At 42.5% G+C, this 12,875-nt stretch carries 8 protein-coding genes; 1 reads left to right on the top strand and 7 read right to left on the bottom strand.

What is annotated here, in order from left to right; all coding sequences use genetic code 11:
* Nucleotides 1–122 precede the first annotated feature (122 nt).
* On the top strand, nt 123–743 hold the full coding sequence (locus AACZ88_RS07195; protein WP_339708374.1) for a hypothetical protein: 621 nt from the start codon (nt 123–125) through the stop codon (nt 741–743).
* 37 nt (nt 744–780) lie between these two features.
* Here AACZ88_RS07195 and AACZ88_RS07190 read toward each other — a convergent pair whose 3' ends face one another.
* The 7 genes from AACZ88_RS07190 to AACZ88_RS07160 all read right to left on the bottom strand — a co-directional run bounded on the left by AACZ88_RS07190 (nt 781) and on the right by AACZ88_RS07160 (nt 12,875).
* The gene (locus AACZ88_RS07190) at nt 781–2,304 is read right to left on the bottom strand and encodes a GH3 auxin-responsive promoter family protein (RefSeq protein ID WP_339708371.1); all 1,524 of its coding nucleotides are present in this window, start codon (nt 2,302–2,304) and stop codon (nt 781–783) included.
* 204 nt (nt 2,305–2,508) lie between these two features.
* Nucleotides 2,509–4,065, bottom strand: a complete 1,557-nt coding sequence (locus AACZ88_RS07185; RefSeq protein WP_339708368.1) for a sulfatase — start codon at nt 4,063–4,065, stop codon at nt 2,509–2,511.
* Between the two features lie 55 nt (nt 4,066–4,120).
* A complete protein-coding gene (locus tag AACZ88_RS07180; RefSeq protein ID WP_339708365.1) occupies nt 4,121–5,455 on the bottom strand; it encodes an alpha-L-fucosidase in 1,335 nt (444 codons plus the stop codon).
* Between the two features lie 39 nt (nt 5,456–5,494).
* Nucleotides 5,495–6,895, bottom strand: a complete 1,401-nt coding sequence (locus AACZ88_RS07175) for a sialate O-acetylesterase (RefSeq protein ID WP_339708362.1) — start codon at nt 6,893–6,895, stop codon at nt 5,495–5,497.
* A gap of 13 nt (nt 6,896–6,908) precedes the next feature.
* Entirely contained in the window at nt 6,909–9,059 is a 2,151-nt protein-coding gene (locus tag AACZ88_RS07170) for a GDSL-type esterase/lipase family protein (RefSeq protein WP_339708359.1), read from the bottom strand.
* Nucleotides 9,060–9,067: 8 nt separating this feature from the next.
* A complete protein-coding gene (locus AACZ88_RS07165) occupies nt 9,068–11,221 on the bottom strand; it encodes a TIM-barrel domain-containing protein (RefSeq protein ID WP_339708356.1) in 2,154 nt (717 codons plus the stop codon).
* A gap of 22 nt (nt 11,222–11,243) precedes the next feature.
* The gene (locus AACZ88_RS07160) at nt 11,244–12,875 is read right to left on the bottom strand and encodes an arylsulfatase (RefSeq protein ID WP_339708353.1); all 1,632 of its coding nucleotides are present in this window, start codon (nt 12,873–12,875) and stop codon (nt 11,244–11,246) included.

Below are 12,875 nucleotides of genomic sequence, written 5' to 3'. Positions count from 1 at the left end.
TTTAACTGTAAAGACCAAATTGATTTCATACGCTATTGCTTTTTACTATATTCCGTCGAAACCCAAATCGGCATAGAATTTAAATCTGGCATCAGATTTTGTGTTTCAAAAAAGTACCAAAAATGAAACTTTCTTTGATTCTCTTTTTTACTATGTCCATAATTTCCTTGAACGCCCAGCATAAAGCACCCCTATCGATTAAAAAAGAGGCGGGCATCGCGCTAGACTTCTATCCAGAATTAAAACATACACCCATAACTTTTAAATTCAAAGATCAAATAAAAAAATCTACCATGCGCGCCCAGCCTAATTTCTGGAGTCTGTTCAAATCACGGAAAAAAAGGGCTTATGTTATTCTGATAAGTAAAAAATTTAAAATTTCAGGGAAAGAATTTTTGACCGAAAATGTGCCAAAAAATATATTAATAGGATGGTTGGGCCATGAATTAGGGCATGTAATGGACTATAAAAATCGAAGCAGTTTAAACTTGATTTGGTTTGGAATGAAATACACATTTTCAGGAAGCTATATCAAAGAAGCTGAAAGAGCCGCCGATTCTTTTGCCGTTGCATATGGCATGGGACAATATATTTTAGATACGAAAAACTTCATCCTGAACCATGCCGATATAGATTCTAAATATAAGAAAAGAATAAAAAAATACTATTTATCGCCCGAAGAGATTATGGCCTTGGTCAAACAGCGGGAAACTGAATTGGAAGCAGCAGAAAGCGAACAATGATCACCACCATTTTAATACTGGACCAATCAAGATGTTTTTAATTGCTCTGGGATACAAAATCTTCCCATTCTTGAAATTTTTCTTCTCCCATTACCCGTTCCATTTTTACCTGTCCGCCTTTCTTTTTGTTCTTTCCGTTCCAATCATAAAAAACGGTAGGGGCAACCGCTACAACCTTAACCCCCTTTAAGGCCTTAGATCGAGCAACCCGGTAATTCTTATTGGCTTCCTTTAAAAAATCATCAAGCGCATTGGCAAGTTTCGAATTGTCAGCTTTATTTTCAGTACCCAAATACCAGCAGTGATAGAATTCACCGTCAATTCGCCTGGCGCATAAGGTATATTCGGGAATCTTACTACCGAACCGGTCTTCCAAATGTTTCACGGCATCGTTTAATTTATTCACTGACAACTGGGAACCGACCGTATTTAGAAAGAATTTAGTGCGTCCTGTAATTTTTATTTCGGCTCGTTCAAGATCCGTGAATTCGATAGTATCACCTATAATATATCGCCAAGCCCCTGAAACCGTGCTTATGAGCAATACATAATCTTGGTCCAATTCAACTTGTGACAGGGTCAAAGCAGGAGCATCATCGGTCAAGGAGCCGTCTTTATTAATATATGCCGGTTTAAATGGTACAAATTCGAAGTAAATGCCCCCATCGGTGACCAACTGCATGGCATCGGTTTCAGGGCGAGCTTGAAAGGCTATGAATCCTTCGGAAGCCAAATAGGTGTCGATTACAGTAATCGGTTTTCCCAATAAGGCATTAAAACTTTTTTCATAAGGTCCGAAAGCTACACCACCAGAAGTATAGACTTGAAAATTGGGCCAAATGTCATGAATGTTATCTAGATTGTGATATGTAATTACTTCCTGTAGCATTAACTCCATCCAAGAGGGTATACCACTTAAAGCGCCAATATCCCAATTCGGTGCTTCCTCCGCTATTTTTCGTACACGTTCGTCCCAATCATCAATTTCAGCAATTTCTTCCCCAGGTTTATAATAGCCCCTGAACCAAGTAGGTATATTGCTAGCACTTATACCACTGATCTCACCTTCTTCATGACCATCGACTTCATCAAGATCGGTGGAACTACCCAACATCAGAATTCCTTTTTCAAAAAAATCGGCGGGAAGATCAAAATTGCTCAAAGCATAAACCTGTTCCACTCCTGCTTGGCGAATCGCCTTGACCATCGCCTCGGTTACGGGTATTCTTTTACTGGTCTTTCCTGTAGTTCCCGAACTTAACGCAAAATAGTCAGGTGTGCCCGGCCAAGTCACATCGGTTTGCCCTTCATGCAAACGCTGCCACCATGTTTCACTTATTTTGTCGTAATCGAAATAGGGAATGGTTCGGGCAAATGGCTCGGATGGATCCTCTGTAGCCAATAAGGTTTCAAAGTTGTAATGTTTCCCAAAAGCAGTATCTTTTGCGGTTTCTAAAAGGTGTTGCAAAACTTCCTTTTGTTCTTCAATAGGATTTCTTTCCCCTGAAAGCTTATCCCTCACTTCAATAAATCCCTTAATTAAATTACCAATGATCGGCATACCTCGTTTTTTGGTAAAAATAATATTCTCAAATTGTAGAACTGGACTTCAAAAAAAAGGAAATTAATCCGAACCGATAAATCAACCCTGTTCTGGAAAGCATGGCAAGCACAACCGACCGAGTTTTATCGGTTAAGTGGAGGAAGAAAAAATATAGGTTATTTCAAGGCGGGGGCATCGCCTATTGAGCAGGCAATCTCAAATCTATTCCTGTTCCGTCAAAGTATCTTGGAACAAATCAATGGGATAGGGCACCTGTTCCCCGGTTTCTTTAAACGCCGGCATTTGTGCTTCTACATCAACCAAATAATCGGTAAGTACACCCGCCAACTCCTTAGCCTTTTCCGGCTGATCTTCCACAAGGTTTACGGTCTCTCCGATGTCTTCCCGAAGGTTAAAAAGTTCCATTCGGCCATCGGCATGATAATAAATCAATTTCCAATCGCCTAAGCGCACGGTGCTGCTAGCACCAATTCCAGGTCCTGAAGGCCCCCACTCGTTAGGGTAGTGCCAGAACAAAGGTCTTTCTTCGTTTCGCAGCTCACCTCTCAGCAAGTGCATAAAGCTTTTACCATCTATTTCTTGAACGGTATCTACACTATCAATTTCGGCCATTTCGAGAATTGTGGGATAAAAGTCTTCTATGATCAACTGCGCATCGGTCATCGAATTCACAGGAACTTTCCCTGGCCATTTGACCAACATAGGCTCGCGTATTCCCCCTTCATGGGCAGAACCTTTACCACTTGACAAAGGCTTGTTATGGGTATTGGGTTCATCTCCTCTGCCATGCACGCTCAATCCACCATTATCTGACATAAAAAGGATTATGGTGTTCTCGGCAATTTTCTTTTCCTCCAGATAATCCATGATATCTCCCAAACTCTTGTCCATTCCCTCGACCATAGCGGCATATTTCGCTTCGGTAGAATCTACGCCTTGTTCAAAATATTTCTGTACAAAGCGATCATCTCCCATAATGGGTGTATGTACTGCATAATGTGCCATATATAGAAAAAAGGGCTGCTGGGCAGTTACGGCCGAATCCACGACCTTAAGCGCTTCGCGTGTAATAGCCTCGGTCAAAAAGATATCCTCACCATGGTATTTTTCAAGTCCGGGCACAGCCCAATCTTCTTTTCCTTCTTTTCCGTTCCCAAAATTTTCAGTTCCCAAATAGCTTTCGGGTGCACCGGCAGCATGGCCTGCAATATTCACGTTAAACCCTAATTTCAAAGGATCCGCTCCCGGAGTGCCTATGGCCCCTAAATGCGCTTTTCCCGAATGAATGGTAAAATAGCCCTCGTCTTGAAGTATTTGGGGTAAAGGTGTAGCATGTACCGCCTTTTCGTCACCGCTTACCGGACTCATTCCGTTTACGTTCCATTCTGGAAAAAGCAAGGTTTTATGATTGGTCTCCATGGGCTGTAACGCATCTTTTTTGAGCGTCCAATTGGTTACCCGATGCCTTGCGGCATTCATCCCGGTCATCAAACTTATTCGCGTAGGCGAACAGACCGGGGTGGCATAGGCTTGGGTAAATTTCATACCCTCTCTGGCCATGCGCTCCATGTTGGGGGTATGGTAACGATCATTGAAAGGGGTTCTTTCATGCCAAAAAGGAACCGAAGTATCTTGCCAGCCCATATCATCTACCAAGAATAAGACGATATTGGGGGGCGCTTCGACTATTTCATCCGATTCACAGGCCGTGAAAAGAATCATACCGATTAGCGCTACCATAAAAAGATATTTGTTCATTCCGCTATTCTTGGTTCCTGTTTTAGCATTCGAAGCATCTAAACGTTTGTTCTATCTAATTACTTTCAATTACGGCACCATCTTCTCTGTAAAGATCGACTTTACCATCCAAAAGTACGGCAAGAACGGTCATATTTTTATCCAAAACATGTTCGGGCACATCAATATAGGCAATACCGGGGTAATGGCTCCAATATACTTTGCCCACCACTTTATGTTCCAATTTAGAGCCCTGACCTACCACCCAAATGCGATTGATTCTATTTTTCAAACCTCGGATTACGACCTCTCCACCAGGATTCCCTTTTACGAAAACATATAGAATCGTCTTATCTTTCGACAAGGTCGTAGGCCCGTAAAAATGCTCTTTGGGAATGCCCGCCTCCGTACCATAAATGGCTTCTTTATGTTTATTCGTCCATCGTCCCATTCCTTTTAAAATAGCTACTTGTTCTTCAGGAATGGTGCCATCGGCTTTGGGGCCAATGTCCAATAAAAGGTTTCCCCCATTGCCTATGACATCCGCAAAAATACCAATAACCTGATCTGTGGTCTTATAGGCATGATCATTCTTTTGAAAACCCCAAGAGTCGTTCATGGTCATACACAATTCCCAATACGGATCTTTTGGGCGGGTAATGGGCATACCTTGCTCGGGTGTCGCATAATCTCCTTCATTCCTCAATCTAGAATTGAGAATGGTATTCGGGTTGCGATCTAGTAGCATTTGTCGTACCTCGGGTGCTTGCCATTCTTCGGAACTATGTTCCCAATCACCATCGAACCAATAAAGATCAGGATTATAATTATCCGACAGTTCTTTGAGTTGCCCTTGGTAATAATCTAAATACTTCTGCCAGCGTTTCGGAGCTTCAGAAATGGTATAACGAACGGAATCACGTGTAAAGTGGGTATAGTCGTTGTACGACCAGTCAGGCAGGGAAAAGTAAATTCCAACTTTGAGCCCATTTTCGCGTAGGGCCGCTACGAACGGACTGAGCACATCTTTTTTTGCCGCAGCACCTTTAACAGCATTTAAATCACCATATTTAGTGTTCCAAAGGGCAAAACCATCGTGATGTTTTGAGGTAATTACCGAATACTTTGCCCCACTATTTTTTATCAATTCGGCCCAAGCTGAGGGGTCATATTTTTTCGCCGTGAAACCCTTTGTCTGATCTAGGTAGTCTTTATGGGAAATATAACCGTTGTAAAACGACCAAGACTCATCAATACCATCAACCGAATACAAACCCCAATGGATAAAAACACCCAGTTTGGCATCTTTAAACCATTGCATTTTTTGATTTTCTTTCGGGGATTCATCCCCATTCTGTGCATTGATGTTTAAAAACACAACTAAACAAAGAGGAAGAAGTAGTTTTTTCATAAATTAATTTGGCACTAAATACTACTGAATAAATACTTTTTAATTCGTTTCCAACGCCCAATCATCGGTTCGAAATGCAGAAGCAGGAAGGCCTTCTTTATTAAATAAATTAGGCAGGGCAGTATTTGAAAATGCAAATCGTACAGCCACCGGTTCTTTGACTTCTGAAGCGGAAACCACTACAGTGCTACCCGTAATTTTTGCTTTTGCAGGATAGAACTTCTTATCGTCTCCTGCCACATAAAATTCGGTGAGTTCCTTTCCTTTAGACATCAGCCCCGCTTTCGCATGATCAAAATTAAGTATTACTTTTCTTTTTTTGACCTCCATCGATTTATAAATCGGTCCTGAATACTGCAAGTCACTCTTACCGTAGGTTTTAGCAAGAGCCCAAAGTGCCAAACGCAGGCCCACATCTTGCTTATTGATAGGGTGGATGTTCTCTAAATTGCCAATATCATTGGTTACGGCCATACCTGTATTGGGCACTTCAAGCATGGTTTGCAATTGGGCATCACGTACAACGGCGGCATCCCAACTATTTTTGGGATCATATTTATACGGGGCTATTTGAACAAAATAAAAGGGAAGCTCTTTTTTCCAATCTTCACGCCATGATGTTATCAGTAGCGGAAAAGATTTATAATATGAAAAAGGATTGGCCCGGTTCGATTCCCCTTGGTACCAGATGCATCCGGCTATCGCGAAATTAATCAGTGGATGGATCATGGCATTATAAGCTAAACCGGGTTCATTAGGCCACCACGGTGTCGGTTTCACTTTTTTGGCCGCTTCCTTTAAAGCTTCATCCTCGTGAATCAGTTCCTCCTTTACCCAAACCTCGACCGGCGTACCACCCCAGCTCGAATGAATCAAACCTACAGGGAGTTTTAAATCTTGATGGAGTTTCCTTCCAAAAAAATAGGCCACAGAACTAAAATGCTGCATGGTTTCGGGCGAACATTCTACCCAACTTCCCGGAGTATCATCTTGCGGATGCGAGGACACATGCCTATCGACATGAAAGAATCGGATGTTCGGGTACTTGGCATTTTCAATCTCTTCGTCTGCATTTTCGAGTCCCGCATTTGGGCTCCATTGCATATTCGATTGACCCGAGCCTAGCCATACTTCCCCTATCAAAACATTATTGATTACAATTTTTTCATGCCCGGCAACGGTAACGGTATAGGGGCCACCAGCTTCTGGCGTAGCCAATTTCAACGACCATTTACCCTGACGCGCCTTAACCTCAATGGGTGTATTGTTCCATGAACCGGTAACGGTTATCGTTTCATCGGAAGCGGTAGTCCAGCCCCAGATAGTGACATCCGTTTTTTGCTGAAGTACCATGTTATCGGATAAAACGGAAGGCATCCATAGTTTGGCAAAACATATGTTCGCCATTAGAATAAACAGGACAATCAGTGTTCTTTTCATGAGTTACTTTTATTTAATCTTTTCCTAGTTGTTCTTTAATATAAGCTGCCCAGATGTCGTATCCCTTAGCTTTTAGATGAATACCGTCTTCGGAGTAATATTGTGGATTTAAAAAACCTTTTTCCATTACGAATTGGGGCAATACATTATGGTACGATACATTTCGTTTTTCGCCGAGCGGTCTTATTCGTTCATGTATCTCATTATACTTTATGCGTTCTTCGGAAGCTGGGTCAATGCCCGTTGGCAGAGGTCCGAAAAGTAAGATTTCTGTATCTGTAGCGAATTTCTTTGTAATTACATCGACAATCTGCGTGATACCATCCGAGATTTCAGCTGCGCTGTCACCGTCAGAAAAATTATTCACACCAATAGTCAATACCACAGTATGTGGGGTTGTCGATTCGTACTTTCCATTTACAATTCGGTATAATACCTGTTGGGTTCTGTCACCAGAAATTCCCGCATTGATCCATTTCAGGCCTTTAAAGAATTTTTCATTTGCGTTTTTACCAGGGCTCACGGTGATATTTGGCCTATTGCCGAAACCTTGGGTAATCGAATTTCCGATCAAGAGTACATCTATATTTTCTGAGGAAAGACAAATCGAATCAATGTCGTTGGCTTGTGTCCACCAATCTGTTTCTTTGGGCCAGCCTGCTCCGGAGCGGTATTCGGCAGAAGGTGCGGGAATCGTTGCGAAATTCAACTTCTGATTTGTGGCGTTCAGCATAAAATGAACTATAGGTGTTGGGTTTTTTAAACTATGCGGATGGTGGTCATTATCGGGCTTGGCTATAACTTTTATGTTTCCGCCATCTTGTTGGACTGCTTTCGCGAATGGTGTTGTATTTTCAGCTATGGGAACCACCTTATCCGTTTCGCCGACCACATGTAACATCGGAAAGCCTGCCTGAGCTATTTCTTTGGTTTTATGAATCGGATTCCCCTTAAAATTATCAATTTCTGCTTCACTTTGAATTTTATACACCGCTTTAAAGCGCTCCCAATCGGGTGCACTCCCCTTTCCGTTCTTTAAACCTCCAGGCCAACTTGTGCCGTCAAGAACAGGGGCATCGGCATAAATACAAGCCACTTTTTCAGGATTTTCTACGGCCCAATTGTAAATAATAAGTCCGCCACGGCTCATACCTTCCAAAGCGACTTTTTTTGACAGCCCAGCTGCTGTCATCAGTGTGTAGAAGTCATTCCAACGCTGTACCGCTTCACTGCCTCCATATAAATTGGAAACATCGCAATATGCAATATGAAAACCCCTTTCGAGCAAGGCGACATCGGTTTGGGGTTCGTGCCCCCAAAACCGTGCCCGTAAAACCCAGGGATGATTGGGAGCGGCTTTTTTGGGTATAGCAACTTTACATTTAATTTGATTCAGCTCAAAATTGAACAATTCAAACCCTTGAAAATTCTCGCTTTCATACGGACTAACCCCCGCATTCGAAAAAAAGTCGTAGGCATCGTCGCCTTTTTGGGCAACCATTTCATACAACCTTTTTGCTATAATCGTGGCTCCCAAGGAAGATGGATGTACCCTATCTGGAAGTAGCCCGGGGCGATCAATAAACAACTGGTACAGATCGACAACCTCACTTTGGGTATTGTAGGCTACATTCTGAGTTTTGGGAAGGATCTTGTTCTTAATAACCGGACCCCATATTTTGGTAGAATCTTGCGTCGTAGGGTCGGTATTAAAAGACGGGACTGGCAACAACAAAACGATTCGTGCCGCAAGGTTTCGGCTTTTAAAGCTCATGATCAAATCGACATAGTCTTCTTCGAACCGATCTAGGTGAACGCGATTTTGGATTTTACTGTCGTTGGTTCCCAACTTGATAAAAACGATATCGGGATCAAAATCAAGTGCCTCTTTATAGGCATCGGTATTCCAATACGGTCGGTCTCCTTCTTTTAACAGCGTTGTTCCGCTTACTCCAAAGTTCCCTACTTCATACCCATCACCCAACATCGCTTGCAGTTGGGCCGGAAAGGCATTTTTTTCGCGATTGGCGACACCAGCACCATACGTAATACTATTACCGATACAGGCAATTTTTATTGGTTCTTGTTGTTCGGGATGTGCTTTTCCGCTCTGGGAAAAAAGAATAAGGAGAATCGGTAGCAACAAACCCTTAAAATACTTCATAAAAACGCCTATTTTGTCATGAATTTCCAAACCACTTTCTTGTTGTATCCGTAGGGTTTTCCTTTTTCCGGTTTTGAAACGGTTCCATTCAGATTCCCTTTTTTATCCTTTTCTATAACAATGTCTACTTTAGAATATGCTCCCCTTTCGAAATCAAAACTTATTCCGTCATCATCATAAAGCACAAAAGAGCTTTCCGCATCCCCATAATGCCTAACTATCAAATTTACTTTTTCGTCGGGTTCAGGGGCTTGTCTTTGAATAGGCCGCATGGGGATAATTCCTCCGTTTCTCACAAACAACGGAATTTTCTCAAGCCCAGGATTCACTGTTATAATTTCATTTTCTCCCACATAGGTTCCATCATAAAAATCATACCATTTTCCAGCAGGCAATATTACCTTTCGCTCGTTTTCACCGGCAAACATGGGCGCAACCAATATATTGTCACCCATCATATACTGGTCTTTAATCTCGCTTTTTACTGCCATTTTATAGGGGTTATCGGTAGAATCCAATGCCCCTTCGGTTACTGTAGCATCAAAAGAAAATCCATCGACCAAGTTCATGGCCCGAAACGGTGGCAAACCTTCAAAATGATATTGCGAAAAAGTACTATAGATATAGGGCAACAATTGCATACGCAGGTTAGCTACATCGCGCACAGCTGATTCTACCTCGGGAAATGTCCAAGGTTTTGTACCATCTGCCCATGCGTTCAGCATCGCCATTGGCGAGAAGCATACCGATTGCATGCGCCTCAACCACTCTTCGGCCGTTTTTGACGCCCGCACCTCGGGTGTCCATAAAACCCCGACAAAGCTGCTATTGATCAATGCCGTGATAAAATCTTTATGACTGTAATAATCGTTATAGATAACATAGGGCATACTACTCGCCCCAGCGTTTGAGGCACGCACCAAACCATAGGTTCTTTGGTTTTTCTCCCTGAACCACTTTGCGGTCATATCTTGAATCAAAAGTCCATAAACCTGTCGCATTTGCTCACCACTGTACCCCGAAGGAAACTTGGCAACATCGGGCCAGACCCAAAAATCATAACCGTCTACCTCATCAATTTTATAACCACTTACACCGATATTCAAATGGTTCTCAACGAAATGCGTTTTGAGAATTTTTCGAGCCTCGGGAAGCATAAGATCGGGTACAATACCGTTCCATACGGTGTGCGTCCCTGACAATGGTTTTATCTTGGGATATAATGAACCAACAGGTGAAACATAGGGATTCAACCAAAGATTGGTGCGTATACCCATGGCCATCAAATCACTATTGAATTTTTCAGGTTGAGGAAAACGGGTCACATCCCATTCAAAAGTACAGGGATAGGCCATGCTGTGCCACCCTGGTTCAACACCAATAAAGTCTAAAGGAAAATCATGTGCTTCAAATTCTTCGGCTTCCTTTATGATATCGTCTTGACTGTACAATGTGGGCACTCTTTGCGTAAATCCTAACCCCCATTTCGGAGGGATATACCCACCTCCATTATATAAATTATACCGTTGCACCGCCTCTATAGGAGCGTTTCCACCATATACATAAATATCGGCTCCTGTGGTCGGAACCAAGATTTCCACGGCGTCGGAATAGGGTCTCGAATTCCAATTTTTATCGGTATTCCGATCTCTTAGTATTGGTTTATCCTTGGCATCGACCCGTACCCCTGAACCCGCATAAACTGTAATGTATCGCGCAGCATCTATCAACACGCCATATCCCTTTGAAGAAACATAAAATGGCACCGGAGCGTGAGTTCGACCATCGTCTTTACCTCCATAATGATCAACGTGCAACTGCATGATGCGTCCCCTTTGATGTACCGTTTTAAAGTTCAGACCGAGTCCGAACAACTGTTCTTCCCGAGATAACGGAAAGCGTAAATAGGTTTTTCCATCAATGACTTCGGCCTTTATTTCAGATTTTAAAAGCGGAAAATCAGCTTTTGGCAATCGCTGCAACGCTTCCATTTTAGGATTGATATCCGCTGCTTTTAACAAACTAATGTCTTCGGGTTCCCCTACACTTGCTTTCCAAACTCCGTTCGCTATTTCATTCCAACTTAAATCTTGGGAATTAACTTCACCAAATGAAGAGAAAACAAAGACAAAAACCACAGTAAAACGGCCGATAAAATTCATTGCGAAGATTTAAAAGTGTTATTTATTTTGTTTCAAAAACGGTCAATTGCTTCCAAGGTTTATTGTCGAAATTGGGATCGTTCAATTGTTTCGCTCCCGGTGTACTTCGCCCGTTTTCGACGTATTCTTTCAACTCTTGCTTTAGCGCATTCACTGTTTCGGTATTTTGGTCGGCTATATTGTTTTCCTCGGCCGGGTCTTTCGAAAGATCATAGAGTTGGTAGGGAGGTAGCTCTTGAATACTTTTTGCATTGGGTTTCGGATCGCTCCATCCTCCGGACCCAGGGCATAAAACAAGCTTATAATTTCCTTTTCGAATAGCGAAACTACCATTGATCGAACTATGTACCGTGGCTTCCCGTTGAAATTCGGTAGATTCGGGGTCGGCAAACAACGGAAGCATCGAAAAACTATCTTCACCCTCATTGTCCTTAAGCGAAGTTCCAACAATATCGGCACAAGTAGCCATTAAATCAGTGGTACAAATTGTTTTTTCGGATACGGATCCCGCTTTGATGTGTACTGGCCATTTTACGATAAAAGGAACCCGATGGCCTCCCTCGAAAATGTCGGCCTTATGACCTCTATAAACCGCACTGGGGTCATGCCCCTTTTCGCCCAACACTTTAAAATCGGCTTGTGGTGAGCAACCATTATCGCTCGTAAATATGACTATGGTATTATCCGCCACGCCCGCTTTTTCTAAAGTTTCTGTCAATTGCCCCATAAAGGCATCGATTTGCATGACAAAATCTGCATAAGGGTTTAATCCGCTTTTACCGAACCATTCTTCAGTTGGTAAAATCGGGGTATGGGGAGAAGGCAATGCCAAATAAAGAAAAAATGGATTTTCGTTTTTTGCCTGTTTGTTGATATATGCAAATGATTTACGGAAGAAATTCGGGGTAACGTCATCATGTTTAAAATCAGCGCCTGTCGGGCCCTCGCGCCACCACGTATACTTTCCTTTATCTACGGTAACCGTATCGGGTATCGAAGTTGGCATACCGTTCTCGACATAAACATATGGGGCCATATCTAATGAACCCGAATGACCGTAGGCATAATCAAAGCCCAAATCTGTAGGGCTATTCTTCACTGGCTTAGCGAAATCAATGTTACTGTAATCGTTAGGACTCCATCCTTCGCCCCCAACGCTATCACCTTCTTTCAAGGCCCAATCCCACCCCAAATGCCATTTCCCGATAAACCCGGTGTGATACCCCTTTGGTTTAAGCAACGAAGCTACCGTTGTTCGAGAATTAGGAATCAATGCCTTTGACACCCCCGTAAGCACTCCGTTCTTTAACGGACTACGCCAGTTATAGCGACCGGTCATAATACCATATCTTGTGGGCGTACATACTGCGGAAGAGGTATGAGCATCAGTAAACTTCATTCCATCGGCAGCTAGCTGATCGATAAATGGCGTTTTGATTTTTCCTTCAGGATTAAAAGCACGAATATCACCATAGCCTAAATCATCGGCCAGCACATAAATAATATTGGGCAATTTTTCCTCCGCTACGGTTTCCTTTTTCTCATTCGAACAATCTCCCACAATCAAAAGCATACAATAAATAGACAATAAAAAAAGACTGTTTTTCCCCATTCCCTTTAGGTTATACCCTTTCCCTTTTTCATCTTTCTTCAT

Origin of the sequence: uncultured Kriegella sp. (genome assembly GCF_963975415.1) — a bacterium.
Classification (GTDB): Bacteria; Bacteroidota; Bacteroidia; order Flavobacteriales; family Flavobacteriaceae; genus Kriegella.
This window is presented reverse-complemented; position numbering and strand designations above follow the sequence as displayed.